The sequence below is a fragment of the Caballeronia sp. NK8 genome, assembly GCF_018408855.1.
GTDB lineage: Bacteria > Pseudomonadota > Gammaproteobacteria > Burkholderiales > Burkholderiaceae > Caballeronia.
The window spans coordinates 537608-557996 of sequence record NZ_AP024324.1 but is presented as its reverse complement, the minus strand read 5'-3'; the positions used below and the strand labels follow the sequence as shown (position 1 = coordinate 557996).

Genomic DNA, 20389 nt, shown 5'->3' with positions numbered 1-20389 from the left:
GTCTCCGGATGTCCCAGCTCTAAGGGCTTATTCGCCGTGGCCGCCCGAGGCTTCGCGAACCGGTGTTTCCGGTTTCACGCCGCCGCGCCGGTTGGCCCACGTACGCTCGCCGGTCTCGCGCCAGCCGCCGGAGGTCGCCGCATCCGCATACTCATCCCAGCGCTTGTCCCAGTCGCCCAGGTGGTAGCCGTGCCAGGGCGGGCGCGGCGTCAGATGAGGAAGGTTCAGCTCTTCCCAGATCTTGCGTGCGGCGCTCATGTATCGCTCCGCCGGCAGAGCCAGCGGCGGCATGTCGTGCTTCAGCGTGGCGTCGATCAGAAGCGTGCTTTCGAGCGGCGCACGGCCGGACTTCGGACCATGGCCGCTCGTGCGATAAGGCGTCACATGCACGTCGTGCGTGAAGTCGGAGCGATACGCCAGCGACCAGAAGACGGCATCGGCGTTTTCCGGGTCGATGTCCTCGGAGACTGCGATGACCAGCTTGCCGCACTGTGCCTGAAGGGTCGCGGCGCCCTGCATGCCGCGCCAGACCTCCGCCTGCGGCGTGCCGCGCGCAAACTGCACGAAGATCACCTTGCGCAGGTTGGTGAGCGGCTCATGCATCACCACCCGTTTGACGCCGCGCACGCCCATCACTTTTTGCAGATGCTCGAGGAACAGCGGCTCGTAGGCCACCTTCTTCAGCACCGAGCTTTCGCTCGGCGTCACCTGACTGATGATCGAGACGAACACGGGCTTCTTCTTCATCGTGATCGCGGTGACGTGCATCGACATGTTGTAGTCTTCGAGCGCGATATGACCGTGGCTCTCGCCGAAAGGACCTTCGGGCTCCAGAGCATCGGTGTCGATCAGGCCTTCGATCACGATTTCGGCATCGGCCGGGACGACGAGGTCGATGGTCCTGCAGCGCACCACCTCGACCGGCGAGCGCATCAGGCCACCGGCTACCGCCATCTCGTCCTGATCGATCTGCAGCTTTTGCGGCCCGGTGAACAACACGGCCGGCGCGCAGCCCAGCACGATCGCGCAGGGCATTTGCTGACCCATTGCGCGATATTTCTCCCAGTGCAGATAGCCGCCCGCACCCGACAGCCGGCTCGCCATGCGTACGCCCAGCCGGTCTTCCGACTTCAACGCGGCGCGGTACGTGCCCATGTTCTGGACGCCGCTCGCGGGGTCCTTGGTCACGCACAGCGTCGCGGTGAGATAGGGCGCGGCGTCGAACCCGGGCGTGGACACCGGCACCGGCAGCCGCGACAGCCCGCGGCGTTTCAGTTCTTCGCCCGTGATCACGACTTCCTGACAGGGCGCGTCATCCGCCATGACCGGCGCGATGGGCTCGGCGATCGCCTCCATCCAGACCTTGCCGATCTGATCGACCGGCAGGCCCAGCCCGGTCGCATAGATCTCCGGCGAGGCGGCGAGACCGCCGATCAGCACCGGGATGTCATAGGTCTGGCCTTCGCCGTCGACCACGTTGGTGAACAGGAAAGCGCGGCGCTGGTCTTCGTCCAGTCCCCCCTGAAACTGCCAGCGCGCGAGCGGATGCAGTTCCGTGTCCTTGTTGATCGGCCGCTCGATGCGGGTCAAAAGCCCCTTGGCTTCCAGCCGCGCGATATGTTCCTGCAGGTCGCGCGGGGCGCCTTCGGCGGTTGCCGCAGGCGAAAGATCGTGAGGCGACGTCGACATGCTTTCTCCTTCATGTGAGACCCGGCGGACGGGTTCATCACGGTCATTGTTTGATTGCACGACAGGCTTCAGACGCCGCCCATGCACAGATATTTGATTTCGAGGTATTCCTCGATGCCGTACTTCGAGCCTTCGCGACCGAGGCCGGACTGCTTGACGCCGCCGAACGGCGCGACTTCGTTCGAGATCAGACCGGTGTTGACCCCGACCATCCCGTATTCGAGCGCCTCGGACACGCGCCAGATCCGGCCGATGTCGCGGCTGTAGAAGTACGCGGCCAGCCCGAACTCCGTGGCGTTCGCCGCTTCGATCGCCTCGCGCTCGTCGTGAAAGCGAAAGAGCGGGGCGACCGGGCCGAAGGTTTCCTCGGTCGCGAAGCGCATCGAAGCGGTGACGCCGTCCACCACGGTCGGTTCGAAGAAGAGCGTGCCCGCAGCATGACGCTTGCCGCCGGTGATCACGCGCGCGCCGTGCGCCACCGCGTCGGCGATATGCGCTTCGACTTTCCCGATCGCCGCCTCGTTGATGAGCGGTCCTTGCGTGACGCCGCCCTCGAAGCCGTTGCGGACCTTGATGCGACCGACCGCCGCCGCGAACTTGTCGGCGAATGCGTCGTACACGCTGTCCTGCACATAGAAGCGGTTCGTGCAGACGCAGGTTTGTCCGGCGTTCCGATACTTCGAAGCGAGCGCGCCTTCGACGGCCGCGTCGAGATCGGCGTCGTCGAATACGATGAACGGCGCGTTGCCGCCCAGTTCGAGCGAGAGCTTCTTGACGGTCGGCGCGCACTGGCTCATCAGCAGCCGGCCCACCGGCGTCGAGCCGGTGAACGAGAGCTTGCGCACGATCGGGTTGGCCGTCATCTCCGCGCCGATCTCGCGCGGATCGCCGACGACCACGCTGAACACGCCCGCCGGAACGCCCGCGCGATGCGCGAGTTCGGCCAGCGCGAGCGCCGAGAGCGGCGTGGCTTCGGCGGGCTTCACGATCATGGCGCAGCCTGCGGCGAGCGCGGGCGCAACCTTGCGGGTGATCATCGCGGCCGGAAAATTCCACGGCGTGATCGCGGCGCACACGCCGATCGGCTCCTTCGTCACGAGCATGCGCTTGTCGCTGGAAGGCGAGGCGAGCACGTCGCCATCGACCCGTTTCGCCTGTTCGGCGAACCATTCGATGAACGATGCCGCATAGCCGATTTCGCCCTTCGCTTCCGCGAGCGGCTTGCCTTGCTCGGCCGACATGATGATCGCGAGGTCGTCGGTATTGGCGATCATCAGCGCGTGCCAGCGCTTCAGGACCGCCGCGCGCTGCGCGCCAGTGAGCGCGCGCCAGCCGCGCTGCGCGCGTTCGCCCGCCTCGATCGCACGGCGCGTCTCGACGCCGGTCATCAGCGGGACGTCGGCGATCGTCGCGCCGGTGGCGGGATCGTCGACGGCGAAGGTGCGGGCGTCGTCGGCGCCGCACCACGCGCCGTCGATATAGGCGAGCGTGCGCAACAGGCTCGGATCGGCGAGCCGGGAAAGCGGATTGGATTCAGTCATGGTCATCGCAAAAGGGCGGCCGCCGACGCACGCGGCGGGCCTGTGATGGGGATGAAGGCGCGTCAGCGGCGCATCGCTACTCGTCCTGCTGCTCTTTCCAGCGCTTGACCACGCCGGTTTCGATATCGAACAGATCGAGCATGCGGCCGATCGTGTGATTCACGATGTCGTCGATCGTCTTCGGCTTCGAATAGAAAGCCGGCACGATCGGCGCGATCACCGCGCCCATGTCGGAGAGCTGCACGAGCGTGCGCAGATGACCGCCATGCAGCGGCGTCTCGCGCACGCCGAGCACGAGACGCCTGCGCTCTTTCAGGACGACGTCGGCCGCGCGGCTGACCAGCGAACTCGTGATGCCGGTGGCGATCTCGCTCATCGAGCGCACCGAGCACGGCACGATCAGCATGCCTTTGGTCTTGAACGAGCCCGACGAAATGGCGGCGCCGATGTCGCCGGGCGAATACCATCGCGACGCGCGCGCGCGCAGATCGGCGGCGCGGAAGTCGGTTTCGTAGGTCATCGTCAGCTCGGCGGCCTTGCTGATCACGAGATGCGTCTCGACGCCCGCCTCGGCGAGCAGTTCGAGCGCGCGAATCCCGTAGATCACGCCAGACGCGCCCGTGATGCCGACGATGATCCGTTCAGGAGAGCCGTTATTGGTCGCCACGATCATCCTCATAGGCACGTGCCGGCGAGTTCGGTTCGACGCCGCTGCGACGCCGCGCCTGGTAGGACGCGTCGCGCTGCATCCATTCACCGCGCGTCGCCTGCTCGGCGTTGCGGTCCCATTCCTCCGTCCAGTCACCGAGCGAATAGCCGTACCACGGCGACTCGGGCTTGAGCGCCGGCAAGCCGAGGCGCTCCCACAGCAGCTTCGCGTTCTCCATGTATTCCTTCTTCGGCAACGCGAGCGGCGGCATCGGCGCCTTCATGGTCGCGTCGATCAGCATCGCGGAATCGAGGCCGGTCGCGTGGTCCGAGCGCGGACCGTGGCCCGGCTCGCGGTACGGAATCATCTTCACGTCCTCGACCGGATTGCAGCGATAGCCCATCGCCCAGAACACCGCGTCGGCGTTGTCCGGATCGATGTCGTCATCGATGGCGATCACGAATTTGCCGATCGCCGCCTGCAGCGACATCGTGCCGTACAGCGCGCGCCAGACTTCCGTGCGCTTCGCGCCGCGCTCGAATTGCAGGAACACGAAGCGGCGCAGGTTCGTAAGCGGCTCGTGCAGCGATACCTTCTTGATGCCGCGAATGCCGAGATGGTCGCGCAGATGGCGCAGGAACATCGGTTCGTAGGCGAGCCGCTTGATGACGCTCGATTCGGACGGCGTGACCTGCGAGATGATCGACGTCAGCACCGCGTCCTTGCGCCGCGTGATCGCCGTGACCTCGATGACGAGGTTGAAGTCCTCCAGCGCGACATAGCCGTGACTCTCGCCGAACGGGCCTTCGGGTTCGAGATACTGCGGATCGACATAACCTTCGACGACCACTTCCGCTTCGGCGGGCACCAGCAGATCGACGGTGCGGCCTTTCACGACACGCACCGGCGTGCCGGCAAGACCACCGGCGACGCTCAGTTCATCGACGTTCGGACGCAGCTTCTGCGGCCCCTGGAAAGCGACGACGGGCGGCGCGCCGAGCACGATGGCGACCGGCATCTTCTCACCCTTGGCCGCGTACTTGCGCCAGTGGTCGAGACCGCCCGCGCGCAGATTCACGAGCATCATCATGCCGAGACGCGTCGCCGATTTCAGATGCCCGCGATAGGTGCCCATGTTCTGCACGCCGGTTTCCGGATCGCGCGAAATCACGCCGGTCATCGTCATGTAGGGCGCGGCATCGAAGCCCGGCGTCGAGATCGGCAGCGGCAGCGATTCGAGGCCGTTGCCCGAACCTTCGAGGTCCTTTCCTTCGATCACGATGTCGTGCACCGGGCCGCTTTCAACCACGACCGGTGGAATCGGATTGTCGATCGCGCGATTCCAGGCGTCGCCGATATCGTCGAGCGAGGGCACGTTCATGCCGATGCGGTAAATCTCCGGATTCGCCGCGATGCCGCCGACGATGACCGGAATGTCGTACTTGCGCCCCTTGCTGTCGACGATGTTCGTGAAGAGAAACGCACGGCGTTCGGCTTCGGGAATGCCGCCGCGAAACTGCCATCGCACGAGCGGATGCATTTCGGTGTCTTTATTGACCGGCTCGTCGATTCGATACAGCAGGCCAGCCGCGTCGAGCCGCGCGATGTGTTCGTGCAGGTCCGCGTAACCCGTGTTCGCGGCGGACGTGGAAGAGGTGTCTTGATCAGCCATGACTGGAAGTCCCTTGAAGCGCCGCGTTGCGCGGCGCCCTTTGCTTTGAATGCTGCCCGGCGGGCAGGGTAGTGCGTGTGGCGTCGATGTATCAGCGGCGCATCGACGTCATTGCGTTGGCGAGCGACGCGCCGGCCACTTCGCTTGCAAGCGAGAAGTCGGGAATCGTGATCTCGCGGAAATACGTCTTCAGCGTGGCGATGGCGATGCGCTCGCGCGTGCAGATCGACGCGACCATGGCGTCGGCGCGTGCGGCGAGGCTCGCGCCCGGCACGACTTCGGCGACGATGCCCCATTCGCGCGCGTTCGCGGCATCGATCGTCTCGGTCAGGTAGACCAGATGCGCGGATGCCTTCGGCGGCACCTTGTGGCGCAGCACGGAAAGCACGAGCGTCGGCGGCAGGTTTTTCTGCAGTTCGGGCAGGCTGAAGCGCGCATTGTCCGCCGCGATGGCCATGTCGCACGCGGTGACGAGCGCGCAGCCGAAACCTTCGGCATCGCCTTGCACTTCGGCGATGAGCGGCACTTCGCTTTCGTGCATCGCGCGATAGACGTCGAGAATCGGATCGGCGACGTTGCGGCGGAACTGCGCGGACGTCGGCGGCGTGGCGGGCGGCGCGCTGACCGCGCGGCCACGGCAGAACGCGGGGCCGGACGCGCGGATGCGGATGATTTTCACCTCCGGATCGCGGCCGGCCTTGCGGATCTCGGCGGCGAGCGCGCGCATTGCTTCGAGCGTCAGCGTGTTGCCGAGGTCTGGCTGGGAGAGGGTGATCCGGTATTCCGAATCGTGGAGCGCGGCGTTGAATTCAGTCGTCATGGCGGGCAAGTAAAGTCAATGAAAACGGGAAATCCACATTTCTGATGAGCCGGCGCGCACCAGTCAGCGAGCGTAGGCGCCAGCCTCCTTGAGCTTCTGAAATACGCGTTGCGGAACGAGCGGCGCTTCGGTGAATTCGACGCCGTATTCCGAGAGCGCGTCCTCGATCGCCGCGACGATCGCCGCCGCGGCCGGAATCGTTCCGCCTTCGCCCGCGCCCTTGACGCCGAGCGGGTTCAGCGGCGACGGCGTTTCGAGATGCACGATGTCGACGTTCGGTACGTCGGTCGCCATCGGCAGCAGGTATTCGCCGAAGTTCGTCGTGGTGGGCTGCGCGTTCTCGTCGTACTGCATCCATTCGAGCGTCGCGTTGCCGATGCCGTGCGCGACCGAGCCGATCACCTGGCCATCGACGATCATCGGATTGATGAGCTTGCCGGAGTCGTGCGCCATCACGTAGTTGAGGATCGTGATGTGGCCGGTCTCGCGATCGACTTCCAGTTCCACGACAGCGGTGCCGTTGCAATACGTCGACTGCGCGGGCGAGAAGTACTTCGTTTCTTCGAGGCCGGCGGTGAGGCCCTTGGGCATCGTGAAGCCCGGCATGCCTTGCGAGATCTTCGCGAGCTGGCCGTAGCTCATGCGCTGTTCGATGCCCGCGCGGCGTGCCACGTGCCCCTCGACGAGCACGAGTTCTTCGGGCTCGCACTGCCACAGATGCGCGGCGAGCGTGAGCATCTTCTCGCCCACGGCCTGCGCGGCGATATAGACCGAGTTGCCGGCATTCACCGTCACGCGGCTCGCGAAGGTGCCGACGCCCATCGAGATGCCGCCGGTATCGCCGGTCACGACGTCGATCGTTTCGAGCGGCACGTTCAGTTGTTCGGCGCAGATCTGCGCGAAGGTGGTCTTGTGGCCCTGACCTTGGGGCGATGCTCCGGTGATCACGACGATGCGGCCATTCGCCTGCACGCGCACCGTCGCGCCCTCGAACGGCCCCATGCCGGTGCCTTCGACGAAGCTCGCCATGCCGATGCCGATGAAGCGGCCCTGACTGCGCGCCTCGGCCTTGCGTGCGGCGAAGCTCGCGTAGTTGGCGCGTTCGAGCGCCGCTTTCTGGCAGGCCGGATAGTCGCCGCTGTCGTAGCGCAGCGGACTGCCGTCGCGATAGATGAAGCCCGCGTCATACGGCATCTGCTCCGGCTGGATCAGATTGCGCCAGCGCAGCTCCGCGCGGTCCATGCCGAGCGCGCGCGCGGCCTTGTCGAGAATCCGCTCCATTGCGAACACGGCTTGCGGGCGGCCCGCGCCGCGCACCGGCGAGGTCGCGCACTTGTTGGTGTAGACGACGTCGAGCTTCGCGCCCATCGCGGGGATCACGTACGGGCCGGGCGTCGTCGTGATCGAGATGTACGGCGTGATGATGCCCCACGGCAGGAACGCGCCGTTGTCGTGCACCATCTCCAGCTTCACGCCGCGAATCTTGCCGTCGTTTTCCAGCGCCATGCGTACGGTCCACCACTGGTCGCGCTCCTGCGTGACCGCGAGGAAATGCTCGCGCCGGTCTTCGATCCATTTCACGGGACGCTTGAGCGCGACCGCCGCGATCGAGACGAGCGCCTCTTCCGGATAGAACGGCAGCTTCGGGCCGAAGCCGCCGCCGACGTCGTTCATCAGCACGCGCAGCTTCTCGGCATCCCATTCGAGCAACTCGACGAGATTCTTCTTCTCGTGGTGCGGCGCCTGACCCGACGACCAGACGGTCAGCTCGCCGTTGGTCGCGTGATACTCGGCGAGATAACCGCGCGTTTCCATCGGATGCGCGGAACCGCGGTTCTGCCAGTACGTTTCCTCGACGACATGCGGCGCATTCTCGAAGGCGGCGTCGATGTCGCCGAAACCCATTTCGATATGCGCGACGACGTTGTCTTTCGCGTCGGTGTGGCAGAGCGGCGATTCGGCGCGCAGTCCGTCGCGGCAGTCGGCGACGGCGGGCAGCGTGTCGTATTCGACTTCGATGAGACCGCACGCGTCTTCGGCGATATAGCGATTGTCCGCGACGACGAACGCCACCGCTTCGCCCGCGAACGTGACTTCGGTCGAAGCGAGCAGTTCCTGTGTGCGCTCGAAGCGGATCGCCGGATTCGGCAGCATCGACGGCGCGCGGCCGCGTGCGCGGCCGCTCAGGTCCGCGTGCGTGTAGACGGCATGCACGCCTTTGAGTTCGCGGGCAGCGGTGCAGTCGATCGACACGATTTTCGCGTGCGCATGCGGGCTGCGCAGCACGGCGGCCTGCAGCATGTTCGGCAGATGCAGGTCGTCCACGTAGGAGCCCTGGCCTTGCAGCAGCTTCTTGTCTTCGGTGCGCGTGATGCGCTTGCCGATGTAACGCTGGTCGGTGGGCGCGCCCTTCAGATCGGAAATTTCCATCGTGTGTTACTCCGTCGCGTAAGCCGCCGGTGCGGCGGCACGCTGATCGCGGATGCGCTGCGCGGCGAGCAGGGCCGCGGCCACGATCGGCTGATAGCCCGTGCAGCGGCACAGATTGCCCGTGATCGCTTCGCGGATTTCGGCTTCGGTCGGCGAATCGGTTTCGTTCAGCAGTTCGGTCAGCGTCATCAGCATGCCGGGCGTGCAGAAACCGCATTGCAGCGCGTGTGTTTCGGTGAAGGCTTTTTGCAGCTCGTTGAGCGTGCCGTCCGCGTGAGCGAGCCCTTCGACGGTGGTCAGCGAGTGGCCGTTTACTTGCGCCGCGAGCGTCAGGCAGGCGCGCGCGGTGCGGCCTTCGATCAGCACGGTGCAGGCGCCGCATACGCCGTGCTCGCAACCGTAGTGCGTGCCGGTGAGTTCGAGGTCGTGACGCAGGAAGTCACCGAGCATGCGGCGCGGTTCGACGTCGCGCTCATAGGCGGTGCCGTTGACGACGACTCTGACGGTACGAGTCTCCATGTCCATCTCCTTGCTCACTGTACGTTTTGTCTTGCAACGCGCGAGAACGCCCGCTTCAGCGCTCTTTCGCTCAGGACGCCGGCGAGATGCTGGCGGTAGTCGGTGCTCACGTGCGCGTCGGTCATCACGTCGAGCGCGCGCGCGGCGTCGCTCGCGATGCGCAGCGCGTCTTGGTCCATCGGACGGCCGTGCAGCGCGGTTTCGACGTCGTGCATGCGCACCGGGCCGGGCGCCACGCCGCAGATCGTCAGCGCGACTCGGTCGAGCCGCCCTTGCGCGTCGGCGGTGCACAGCGCCGCGACGCCGACGATGGCGTAATCGCCATGACGCCGCGCGAACTCCTCGAATGCATAGCCGTGGCCCTCGGGCCAGATCTCGAGCGAGATGCCGGCGAGCAGTTCGCCTTCTTCGAGCGCGGGCGTCATGTACATCAGCGCCCAGTCGGACATCGGCAGTTCGCGGTGCGTGACCGCGCCGTCTTCGTAGCGCGCGATGCTCAGCACGCCGTCGAGCGCGGCGGTGAAGCACGGCTGTTCCGACGATGGATCGAGCTGGCACAGGCTGCCGCCGAGCGTGCCGCGATTGCGGATCTGCTTGTGGCTGACGAGTTGATACGCCTCGCGGATCAGCGGCGCGCGCTGCGTGACGAGCGGCGACAGTTCGATGTCGCGCTGCCGCGCCATCGCGCCGATGTGCAGGCGGCCATCGCGTTCCTCGATGCGCGTTAGTGCCTCGACGCCGTTCAGGTCGATCAGATGACTCGTCATCAGATACCGGAAGTTCATCATCGGCATCAATGACTGGCCGCCGGCGAGCACGCGCGCGTCCTCGAGCGTGCCGAGCAGATGCGCGGCCTCGTCGACGGTGGTCGGCGCGTGATACTGGAATTCACTGGGTTTCATGGGTGCTCCACGGGTGCGTCGGCCGCTTCGTCAATGCTGTTGCCCGGGTCTGAAAAGCCGGGCGAAGAAGTTTCGGATCGACTGCCACATCGCCTTGCGCATCAGCGCGCCCGCGTCGAGCGGCGCGACCGGCGCAGGGGCGGGCGGCGCGCGGCGCGGTTCGGCGGGCGGCACCGGCGCGGCGGTCTCACGCGCGGCCTGCGCGTTTTGCGGCGTAGCGGAGGTCGCGGCGTCGTTCGGGACGTCGGCGCTGACGAGCGTGTGCGTCGTTTGCGCATCGTGAGCCGCGTCCGCCTCGATGAGCGCGGTCAGATTCTTCGCGAACTGGTTCAGCAACTGCTGCGAGAGCGCTTCGATCATCCCCGCGCCTCGACCATACTGCGCGACCGTGCCCGACAGATTCACCTCCGACACGACATCGACTTTCGTCTTGCCGCCGGCTTCGGCGACGGCCGCGTTGATTTGCGCATCGGCGCCGCCACGGCCTTTGGTATCGGTGCCGCTCGCCGAGACGACGACCGTGCGGTTGGCGTCGTTCTGATCGGCGATCTTGAATTTGCCAGCGAACTTGAGCGTCAGCGGGCCGAGCTTGACGGTGAAGCCGCCCTTGTAGCTGCCATCGGGCTGCTGCTCTTTCAGTTCCGCGCCTGGAAAACACGGCGCGGAGCGCTCGATGTCGGTCATGGTCTTCCAGACGTCGGCGGGCTGCGCATCGACGGTGAACGACGAACGGATGGTGATTGCCATACTGCCTCCTCGGAGCGATCGACGCATGCGGGCGTCCGCTCCACTTATTTGGTTGATTCTGAGCCGCGCCGCGCGCGGACTCGGGTCTTACTGCGCGAGGCTCGTCAGGAACGCGTTGAACACCGGTGCGATGGTCTCGCGCATGTCGAACGCGCCGAAATGCGCCGCGCCGGGAATCGTGACGAAACGGCCTGCCGGCAGCGCGTCGGCGATTTTTTGCGATACCGCGGGAGGAATGCTCGCGTCGGCGTCGCCCGCCACGACGAGCGCCGGCTGGGGCACGGCGCGCAATTCAGCGAGGTTGTCGAGCCGGGAAATCGCCTCCCAGTTGGCGCTCCAGCTGTACCAGTCATCGGCGGCGAGGCGCGCGCGGCACTTCGCGACGAGATCCAGGCGCGGCGTATCCGTCGCGAACCAGCGCGCGATGGTTTCGTCGATGACTTCCGGCATCGCGCCCTGACGGCTCGTATCGCCGCGGGCGCGAATGCGCGGACGCACGTCGTCGGGGAAACCGCCGGCGGTCGCGCAGAGGATCATCGCGCCGACGAGTTCGGGAAACTGGATCGCCACGCGCTGGGCGACCATTCCGCCCATCGACACGCCGATCAGCACGGCGCCGGCGACGCGCTCCTTGTGCAGCACCGCGGCGACATCGGCGGCGTGGTCGGCGAGCGTGATGCCTGACTTGAGCGTGCTCGATTCGCCATGACCGCGCATGTCGATTGCTATCACGTCGTAAGACGAAGCCCAGGAGTCGACATATTCGTCCCACCAGCTTCGGTCGACGCCAATCGGATGAAGCAGCACCAGCGGCCGACCCGTCCCGCAGCGCGAGTAGGCGATACGGCCGGCAGGAATTTCGCAGTAACTTGGCTGTGTTAACAGTGACATGACGTTTGCGGGGAAAGCGGGGAAGTCACGCGCGTCATACATTGGACGCGCGAGTCGGCTCAGGCGGCCTTGGCCTTGAGTTCCAGAATCACGGCCTTGGCGCGCCGCAGCGCTTCCGCCGCCACCGGAATGCCCGCGTACACGCCCGCCTGCAGCAGCACTTCGGCGATTTCCTCTTCCGTCACGCCGTTGTTCACCGCACCGCGCGTATGCACTTCGAACTCGTGCCAGCGCCCGAGCGAGGCGAGCATCGCAAGGTTCAGCATGCTGCGCGTCGAACGCGTGAGGCCGGGTCGGTTCCAGACGTTGCCCCAGCAGAAGTCCTCGGTGAACTCGAGAAAGACGGCGTCGAACAGGTGAGGCTCGGCGTTGCGCTGCGTGTGCGCCGTGCCGAGCACTTCCTTGCGGATCGTTGCCCCGATAGCCCTGCGTTCAGATGACGTGATGTCTTGCATGAAAACCTCTTGAGTGCAGTGGTTTGGACGGTTGTACGATTGTATAATCACACACAGTATGAACACGCGCTAAAGCCGTGTCAATATGATTGTATTACGACCTTTGATGAGAGAGGGGTTCGAATGTCAGATACGCAAACGTCGGTCAAGGAAGGAATGAACACGAACAGACAAGTAGTGCGGCCGGCGGCGACGTTGCGGCAGCAGGTGATCGAGGGGCTGCGCTCATGCATCAGCGACCTGACTTTCAAGCCGGGCGACCGGCTCATCGAGCGCGAGCTGTGCGAGATGCTGGGCGTGAGCCGCACGCTGATTCGCGAAGCGCTCAGTCAGCTCGTCGCCGAAGGGCTAGTGCAAACGATTCCGCACAAGGGTCCGATCGTCGCGGTCATCACGAAAAACGAGGCGAAGGGCCTGTACGAGGTGCGCGCGGCGCTGGAGGCGCTGGCCGGGCATCAGTTCACCGAACGGGCGTCGAACGACCAGCGTGTCGCGCTGATGCAGGCGCTGAAGGAACTGGCCGCGATCCGCGACATGCGCGCAGATGATTCCATCTTGTTGTTTTTAAAGCAGAAAGCCAAGTTCTACGATGTGATTCTCGAAGGCGCCGGCAACCCGGTGCTGACCGAAATGCTTCGTCTCGTGCACACGCGCGTGATGATGCTGCGCGCCACGACGCTTTCGCAGGAAGGACGGCTCGACGAGAGCTACAGCGAAATTTCAGCGATCGTCGACGCGGTTATGCGAAATGATGCCGATCAGGCCGCGGCCGCCTGCAAGCGGCATGTTCAGCAAGCGGAGCGGCTCGCCGTCGAAGTCCTCGCAGACATCAACTGACTCTGCCTGTTCTCCCGCCGCCCCGATCTGCGACGTTCGTCGCAAATCGGGGCGGCAGCACTTCCTGCCCACTCCACATTTTCCTTTTCCCGTCCACCCGGGCGTCCTTGGCTTCGTCTTCGCATCGACCAAACTGGCAATATTCTGTATTGCAATAACATTGTATTACGGCATATACTCCCGGCAAGTGATCGGCGTGCGCCGATAAAGCTGCATTGGCGCGTCCAGCCGTAAAAAACGGCAGAAGACCAGGAGACAGCAGGAATGGACACTTCGCAGGAGATAGGCGAGGGGGTGGCGGCATCGGCAGCGGCGCCGAAGTTCAGGCTGTCGCGCTATCAGTGGCTGACGCTGATTTCCGCGTTCCTCGGCTGGATGTTCGATTCGATGGACCTGAACCTCTTCACGCTCGTGCTCGTGCCGAGCGTGAGCCAGTTGATGCACACCACCGACGCGGCAGAGATCAGCAAGATCGGCAGTTACATCATCGCGGGCAAGCTGCTCACGTGGGGCATCGGCGGCGTGCTGTTCGGCGTGGCCGCCGACCGGCTCGGCCGTTCGCGCGTCATGGCCTGGACGATCCTGATCTATGCCACTTTCACGCTGTTGAGCGCGTTTTCGCAAACCTGGACTCAGCTCGCGGTCGCGCAGGCGATGGCCGGCTTCGGCATCGGCGGCGAATGGGCGGCGGGCGCCGCGCTCGTCGCGGAATCCTGGCCGGAGCGGTATCGCGCCCGTGCGATGCAGATCATGCAGATGGCGTTCGCGTTCGGATTTCTTGCCGCCGCGCTGGATAACCTGCTGCTTGGCAGTCTCGGCTGGCGCTGGGTGCTCGGCATGGGCGCCGCACCCGCGCTCGTCACGATTCTCATCCGCTTCTTCGTGCCCGAACCGCAGCGCTGGGTGAAAGTGCGCGCGAGCGTCGACGCCGAACCGGCGATGCGAACTTTCGCCGCGATCTTCGCGCCGGGGCTGCGCCGCAAGACGATCGTTGGCGTGCTCGTCGCGTCGGCGGCCATGCTCGGCTGCTGGGGCGGGCTCACTTTTCTTCCGAGCTGGATTCATCAGTTGTCGGTCATGGCCTCGGATCACCGCGACGTCGGCTCGACGGTGAGTTACGCGTTCATCCTGATGATGATCGGCGCGACGCTCGGCTACCTGACGCTCATCTGGATGCTCGATGCACTCGGCCGGCGGATGTCCTACTTCATCTTCTCGGTCGGCTCGCTCGCCATTTCGCTCGTGCTGTTCATGACCGTGCATGACATCGGCGGCGTGCTGTGGCTCATGCCTTTGTACGGGTACTTCGTGATCGGCGCGTTCGGCACCTTCGCCGCCTATTTGCCGGAGCTCTTTCCCACCCGCGTGCGCGCAACCGGCCAGGGCTTCTGCTGGAACATGGCGCGCGCGCTGACCAGCATCGGCCCGCTCGCGGGCAACGTCGTGGTCGCGAAGTTCGGCTCGTTCCCGGCGGCGTCGGCGGCGGTCTCGCTGCTGTTCATCGTCGGGATGGTGTCGATCTGGCTCGGTCCCGAAACGAAGGGCGTACCGCTCGATGACTAACGGAACAGATATGTCGAAGTCAGGCGCCTCGAGCCGAAACGGCGCATCCGATGACACCACCGCGCGCGTCTTCGATGTCGGCATCAACGAGCGCCTGCCGCTTTCGCAACTGGCCGTGCTCGGTTTGCAGAACGTCTTCGGCATGACGGGGATGTTCGTATTTCCCGGCATTCTCGGCCGCGCTTTCCAACTCCCCGACGCGCAGATCGCGTACCTCTACGGCATGACTTTCATGGCGTGCGGAATCATCACGATCCTGCAGTCGATCTTCCTGCTGCGGCTGCCGATTGCCCAAGGTCCATACGCGGGCAGCTTCGGTGCGCTGCTGGCCGTCGGGCATATGCAGGCGGGCGGACTCGGCACCGCGTTCGGTTCGTTCTTCGCCGCTTCGCTGATCTGGTGCGCGCTCACGGTGCCGATCCGCGGGCGCAGCGTGGCCGGGTTGTTCGCCCGGCATCTGCGGGTGCCGCTCATCTCCGGCATGATCGTGATGCTGATCATGGTGCAGATCGCAAGCGTCGCGCTGCCCACGTGGATCGGCAATCGCGCGAGCCCCGGCTTTCCCGGCGTGAATCTGTTCGCGGGCGCGGTTGCGGTATCCGGCATCGTCTTCGCCATGCTGAAGGGCGGCCGCTGGGTTCGCCGGATCTCGATCCTGCTCGGCCTCGCGCTCGGCACGCTCGCCTATACGCTGTTCCAGCCGATTTCGTTCGCAGCGGTGGCCGCCGCACCCTTGGTCGTCCTGCCGCACATCTTTCCGTTCGGTTTCGGCGTGCGTCCTGATCTCGTCGCCGTGTTTCTGCTCGTGCTGATTCCCGCCGGTATGGGATCGATGGCGCTTTATCAGACGGTCGCGGACTGGGGCGGCGAAACGCTGACACCGGGAAGAATGTCCGAAGGACTCTTCGGAGTCGCGCTCGGTTCGGTCGTCGCGGCGATGTGGGGCGGCTTCGGCACGATCGCCTATCCGGACAATATCGGCATTCTGCGTGCGACGCGCGTCGGCTCGCGCTTCGTCACACTCACTGCAGGCATCTTCCTGATCGTGCTGGGCGGCTGCGTGAAATTCGACATGTTGCTCGTCGTGGTGCCGATTCCCGTGATCTCCGCTGCCGCGACGCTGCTGTTCGGCGTGGTCTTCATGCATGGCGTGCACATGCTCGCGCAGGTCGAGTGGGACGACCGCCGGCTCATCGCGACGGGGCTCTCGTTCCTGATCGGTCTGGGCGGCCTGTTCGTTTCGCCGGACGTCATGCGCGCCATGCCGCTGATGCTTCAGCTCGTGCTTCAGCAACCGGTCATCTCGGGCGGGCTCACGCTCGTTGTCCTGCACGCGTTGCTGTGCTCGACGCGGGAAGCGTCTTTAACGCCAGCGACTGCGACGACTCGTACGCAGCACTGAGGCCGCGTAGACAACGTAGCTAGTTGCTCGAAATACCTGATTAGCACTACAAATCAGCTAAAAAGGAGACGGAGTGAAAATAATAAAAAGCGGCATGCAGGCGATGGCTTTGAGTGCCGCGCTGCTCAGCGTAGCGGCCCATGCGCAGTCGAGCGTGCAGCTTTATGGGCTCATCGACGCGTTCGTCGCCTACAAGAAACCGCTGAACGGACAATCGAACGTGCTGGCGGGCAACGGCGGCCTGACCGCATCGTACTTCGGGATGCGCGGCGCCGAGGACATCGGCGGCGGCACGAAAGTCATCTTCGATCTCGAGGGCTATTTCAACGTTCAGAACGGCGCGATGGGCCGCACCGGCTTTCCGCAGGACGGCCTGTTCTCGCGCAATGCGTGGGTCGGCGCGACCGGGCGCTACGGCACCGCGACGGCGGGCCTGATTCCCCCGCTGCTGTGGTTTTCGACGATCACCTTCAATCCGTTCTTCAACTCCTTCGTGTTCTCCCCGATGGTGCTGCACAGCTATGTCGGCGTGAACGGGCAGGGCGTGTTCGGCAACGCAGGCGAGTGGTGGAACTCGGTGTACTACTCGACACCGGCGATCGGCGGTTTTGTCGGTCGCGCGATGTATTCGTTCGGCAACGATCCGGGTCATCTCGGCCAGAACAAGTGGACCGGTCAGGTTTCCTACAGCAACGGCGGCTTCGCGACGTCCGTCGTGTATCAGCAGATCAAGTTCAGCCTGAATGCCGGCGATCTCGACACCGTGCTGCCAGGACTGAAGACGCAATCGGTGGTCAACGCGGGCGCGTCGTACGACGTGGGCTTCGTGAAGCTATACGGACAGTATCAGCACGTCTGGGATGCCATCTCGACGGGCGATGTGGGCATCGATACCGGCCAGCTCGGTTTTTCGATCCCGGTAGGTATCGGCCGGATTCTCGGCTCGGATGCCTACTCGAAGAGTTCCGGCAATAGCTCGGTGTATCGCAACACCTGGGCGCTGTCGTACCTGTATCCGCTGTCGAAGCGAACCGACCTGTACGCGGCGGTGCTATCCGACCGCGCGAGCCACGAGTCCACCGGCGAGACGATCGGTGGCGGCATTCGCACGCAATTCTGATCGGCGGTTGTCCGGAATCCAAGAAGGATAGAGCGGGTGTGCAGAACATCGCGCGTCCCGCCGCACAAAATGAAATTTATCAATGGAGGAGATATGGATAGAACTGGAGGAGTAAGGCGCGTCGTGCGCAGGACAGGAATAAAACGATCGCTGGCCGCACTGACGCTGGTGGGGCTTTCATCCGGCGCCGCTCACGGGCAAAGCAGCGTCTCGTTGTATGGATCGCTGGATGGCGGTCTGCGCAATCTCGTGAACGGCACCAAGGCAGGCGGCGCGGCGCTGACGATGGCATCGAACGGCGTGTACAAATCGAATCGCTGGGGGTTTCTCGGCACCGAAGACCTCGGCGGCGGATACTACGTTCGCTTGAACCTGGAGGCAGGCTACGTTCTTGCGACGGGTGCAAACAGTAGTACTACCAATCAGATCTTCCAGCGCAATTCGACGCTCGGATTCGGAGGACCGTTCGGCAGAGTCGACATGGGCCATCAGTTCACACTGCAGCACAGGCTGATCAAGGAGTTCGAGCCGTTCGATCTGGACTACCTCCAGGTGACGGAGGCCGCGGCGATATCGGGCGGCACCAGCGGACGCGACGACAACGCCATGTACTATCACGGCGACTTCGGTCCGTGGACGGCCCGCGCGGATTACGCGCCGGGCGGCGTGCCGGGTAGTCTCGCCAGCGGCTCCATGATCGCGGCCGGCTTCAACTATCACCCGGGTGGCTTCAATTTCGGCGCGGGCTATACGCGCCGTTCGGTTCCGGTTCCGTCCACGTCGAGCGCGTATTTCGGCAACGATCAATACACCGCGGGCGGAGGCGTCACGCTCGGTCCCGTCGAAATGATGGGCGGTTACTCGCTCGTGATGCAGGCGGTTCCTTCGAACATGGCAGGGCGGACGCGCAATCAGTACATGTGGGGCGGGGTGCGCTATCACGCGACGCCGTTCTTCAACGTCACGGGCGCGTACTATGACAACAAGAATACGACGAACGGCGTGGACGGAAGAAAGGGCGTCGCGATTCTGGGCGTCACCTATGCACTCTCGAAGCGCACCTTGCTTTATGCGGATATCGACTACACGCATTTCACGGGAGGCTACGTGACCAATGCGACGCTGAATCCGTCCTTGCATGAAAAGCAGACGGGCGTCTCGTTCGGTATGAACCACTGGTTCTAAGCGCGGCTGTGCCCTCGATGAGAGGGCACATGTTTCCAGTCAGACCGGCGCCACGACGGAAGTCGGATAGAGCAGCGTATCCGTTACGCAGACACGGCTTTCGAACAGAAAGCGGCCTGCATCGACTCCGACACGGTCGATATAACAGCCCGACATCACGATTTCAGTCATGCGGTCCAGCATCGTCTGCAGGATCAGGAAATCGGCGCGGACGCGGTAGCCGTCGCCATACGCACTCACCTTGATGCCGCTGACGATATGCCGTAACGCGCGCGGCTGCGAAATGGTCGTCTCCGATGTCGTGAAAGCCCGGTCGTCGATCATGCCCTTGCCGTCGCAATAGATGATGGCGATCGGCAGCCCTCGCTCATGGTTTTCCTTCGTCGTCAGCCGATACTCCGCATCGATGCTGAAGCAATCGGCCCAATCCTGGTAGCGGCCCTCGTCGAGCGCCGCAGTGTATTCGGCGTAAAGATCCATGATGCCAAAGCGAACGTCCGCAGAAATGGCAGTCGGTGTACTCATAATCCCATCACCTTGCGGTAGTGTTGGTAGAGACCGCGCACGGCCACTTCGGTGATCGTATGGTCGTGATCCTCGACCGTGCGCCCGGCCATCTCCGCCACGCCGGCGCGGTCGTTGTAGGGCGTCACGCCCTCCTGGGACATCACCATGACTTCGCTGTCGTCGACCGAAACGAAGCCCGCAGGCCCCATCAGGTTTGCCTGCCTGATCCGGTGTGCGCGCATCTCCGGCGTATCGTCCGCGTAGCCGAAGAATGTCCAGTGCAGATCATGGCTGCCCGGTCCGCGAGGCACCAGATGGCGCATCGCGAGCGTGTTCGATTGTTGCTGGATGATCAGGTTCGGCCAGATCGTGCACATCACCGCGGTGACGTCGCCCGGATATTCGCGGATCAGATCGAGCACGCGCGTATCCTTGAGCTGCATGTCGCTGCGAAGCGTCTGCCGCATTTCGTGCGCGGCCACCTCGTCGAGTTTTCCTCCGCGCCGGTTGATCATCGCGCCGTGGCGTCCGGTCTCATCCATTTCGATTGCCGATTCCGCGTCCATTCGAAAGAGACCGAAGGTCACGAAGAAGACGTGCAGCAGGCTCGCGTGATACGGGTCCTTCAGGTTCTCGAACATGAATTTCCAGTTGCCGTCGATCCGCTGGCGCATGTAGCCGAGCAGTTCGAGCTTGCGTCCGTCGAACACACGGTCGAAATACGTCAAGAGCTTCGGACCGAGATACGCTTCGAATGACTCGACGCTCGCGTCGAACGACGCGAAGATCGCCCCGTTTCGCACGCTCACCGCGAGCGGCTGCGCGCGATGCTGCTTCAGATCGAAGTCGGCGGGCATGCCTCCCTTGCCCTTGTAGCCGCGGCGAAAGGGCAGACCCGTGACATTGCCCTTCAGGTCGTAGCTCCAGTGGTGATAGGGGCACGTGAAGGACTTCGCATTGCCATGCTCGCTCTGGCAGAACGCCACGCCCCGATGTGCGCAACTGTTGCTGAATGCATTGACGCTGCCGTCGGTGTCGCGGACGACGACGATTGGCAGATCGCCGACGAAACTACGTTTGAAGTCGCCGGGATTTGGAATCTCGCATTCGAGCGCGACGTAGCTCCAGTTCGGTCCGCGAAAGATCCGCTCCTGTTCGCGTCGATAGATTTCCTCGTCGGTATAGACCCAGAACGGAATGCGCGAGCAGCCCTGCTCAGGCCACACATAGTCGTGCGCAGGGCTATGGCTGGCGGCGTGAGCGGCCGTATCGCGTTTCGACCATTTGATTTCGGTTTCCATGTTTCGTCTCCATAAGGTCTAGGTTTGAGCGCGCGCCTGACTGGGAAGCGGTCGTCCCACGTCGGCGATTTCGGCGCAGGCGATGCGCCGGTCCAGCCGGCGCAAGGCTGCGGCGGTCCTCGCGCCGGCCTGACCCGCACCGACGATAACGGTACGCCC

Annotated in this window: 18 protein-coding genes; 5 read left to right on the top strand and 13 right to left on the bottom strand. The window is 64.3% G+C overall.

The window, feature by feature from the left end; genetic code table 11:
• Positions 1-27: 27 nt before the first annotated feature.
• From NK8_RS24215 to NK8_RS24165, 11 genes are all read right to left on the bottom strand, one after another.
• The gene (locus NK8_RS24215; RefSeq protein ID WP_213230642.1) at positions 28-1689 is read right to left on the bottom strand and encodes a UbiD family decarboxylase; all 1662 of its coding nucleotides are present in this window, start codon (positions 1687-1689) and stop codon (positions 28-30) included.
• Between the two features lie 68 nt (positions 1690-1757).
• On the bottom strand, positions 1758-3230 hold the full coding sequence (locus NK8_RS24210; protein WP_213230641.1) for an NAD-dependent succinate-semialdehyde dehydrogenase: 1473 nt from the start codon (positions 3228-3230) through the stop codon (positions 1758-1760).
• Positions 3231-3306: 76 nt separating this feature from the next.
• Positions 3307-3897 (bottom strand): UbiX family flavin prenyltransferase, encoded by a 591-nt coding sequence (locus NK8_RS24205; RefSeq protein ID WP_225936362.1) that lies wholly within the window; start codon positions 3895-3897, stop codon positions 3307-3309.
• A complete protein-coding gene (locus tag NK8_RS24200) occupies positions 3884-5551 on the bottom strand; it encodes a UbiD family decarboxylase (protein WP_213230640.1) in 1668 nt (555 codons plus the stop codon). Before NK8_RS24200 ends, NK8_RS24205 begins: the two co-directional genes overlap by 14 nt.
• Positions 5552-5642: 91 nt before the next feature.
• On the bottom strand, positions 5643-6371 hold the full coding sequence (locus NK8_RS24195) for an enoyl-CoA hydratase/isomerase family protein (RefSeq protein ID WP_213230638.1): 729 nt from the start codon (positions 6369-6371) through the stop codon (positions 5643-5645).
• A gap of 63 nt (positions 6372-6434) precedes the next feature.
• A complete protein-coding gene (locus NK8_RS24190) occupies positions 6435-8801 on the bottom strand; it encodes a xanthine dehydrogenase family protein molybdopterin-binding subunit (RefSeq protein WP_213230636.1) in 2367 nt (788 codons plus the stop codon).
• 6 nt (positions 8802-8807) lie between these two features.
• Positions 8808-9320 carry a (2Fe-2S)-binding protein gene (locus NK8_RS24185; RefSeq protein WP_213230635.1) on the bottom strand — a complete coding sequence of 171 codons (513 nt, stop codon included), beginning with the start codon at positions 9318-9320 and terminating at the stop codon, positions 8808-8810.
• A 14-nt stretch (positions 9321-9334) separates the two neighbouring features.
• Positions 9335-10222 (bottom strand): xanthine dehydrogenase family protein subunit M, encoded by an 888-nt coding sequence (locus NK8_RS24180; RefSeq protein ID WP_213230633.1) that lies wholly within the window; start codon positions 10220-10222, stop codon positions 9335-9337.
• Positions 10223-10252: 30 nt separating this feature from the next.
• Positions 10253-10969: an SRPBCC family protein gene (locus NK8_RS24175; protein ID WP_213230631.1), complete on the bottom strand. Its 717-nt coding sequence runs from the start codon at positions 10967-10969 to the stop codon at positions 10253-10255.
• A gap of 87 nt (positions 10970-11056) precedes the next feature.
• Positions 11057-11860 (bottom strand): alpha/beta fold hydrolase, encoded by an 804-nt coding sequence (locus tag NK8_RS24170; protein WP_213230630.1) that lies wholly within the window; start codon positions 11858-11860, stop codon positions 11057-11059.
• A 59-nt stretch (positions 11861-11919) separates the two neighbouring features.
• Positions 11920-12315 carry a carboxymuconolactone decarboxylase family protein gene (locus NK8_RS24165; RefSeq protein WP_162068578.1) on the bottom strand — a complete coding sequence of 132 codons (396 nt, stop codon included), beginning with the start codon at positions 12313-12315 and terminating at the stop codon, positions 11920-11922.
• Positions 12316-12333: 18 nt separating this feature from the next.
• On the opposite strand from NK8_RS24165, the gene NK8_RS24160 reads away from it, so the two are divergent.
• The 5 genes from NK8_RS24160 to NK8_RS24140 all read left to right on the top strand — a co-directional run bounded on the left by NK8_RS24160 (position 12334) and on the right by NK8_RS24140 (position 18422).
• Positions 12334-13152: a GntR family transcriptional regulator gene (locus NK8_RS24160; RefSeq protein WP_225936410.1), complete on the top strand. Its 819-nt coding sequence runs from the start codon at positions 12334-12336 to the stop codon at positions 13150-13152.
• Positions 13153-13416: 264 nt separating this feature from the next.
• The gene (locus NK8_RS24155) at positions 13417-14715 is read left to right on the top strand and encodes an MFS transporter (RefSeq protein WP_213230626.1); all 1299 of its coding nucleotides are present in this window, start codon (positions 13417-13419) and stop codon (positions 14713-14715) included.
• A 10-nt stretch (positions 14716-14725) separates the two neighbouring features.
• The gene (locus NK8_RS24150; RefSeq protein ID WP_213230625.1) at positions 14726-16117 is read left to right on the top strand and encodes a uracil-xanthine permease family protein; all 1392 of its coding nucleotides are present in this window, start codon (positions 14726-14728) and stop codon (positions 16115-16117) included.
• A 73-nt stretch (positions 16118-16190) separates the two neighbouring features.
• Positions 16191-17237 (top strand): porin, encoded by a 1047-nt coding sequence (locus NK8_RS24145; protein ID WP_213230624.1) that lies wholly within the window; start codon positions 16191-16193, stop codon positions 17235-17237.
• 213 nt (positions 17238-17450) lie between these two features.
• Positions 17451-18422 carry a porin gene (locus NK8_RS24140; protein WP_301549888.1) on the top strand — a complete coding sequence of 324 codons (972 nt, stop codon included), beginning with the start codon at positions 17451-17453 and terminating at the stop codon, positions 18420-18422.
• A 39-nt stretch (positions 18423-18461) separates the two neighbouring features.
• On the opposite strand, the gene NK8_RS24135 is transcribed toward NK8_RS24140, so the two are convergent.
• Both NK8_RS24135 and NK8_RS24130 read right to left on the bottom strand, forming a co-directional pair.
• Entirely contained in the window at positions 18462-18947 is a 486-nt protein-coding gene (locus tag NK8_RS24135) for an aromatic-ring-hydroxylating dioxygenase subunit beta (RefSeq protein WP_213230622.1), read from the bottom strand.
• Positions 18944-20230, bottom strand: a complete 1287-nt coding sequence (locus NK8_RS24130; protein WP_213230621.1) for an aromatic ring-hydroxylating dioxygenase subunit alpha — start codon at positions 20228-20230, stop codon at positions 18944-18946. Before NK8_RS24130 ends, NK8_RS24135 begins: the two co-directional genes overlap by 4 nt.
• Positions 20231-20389 lie beyond the last annotated feature (159 nt).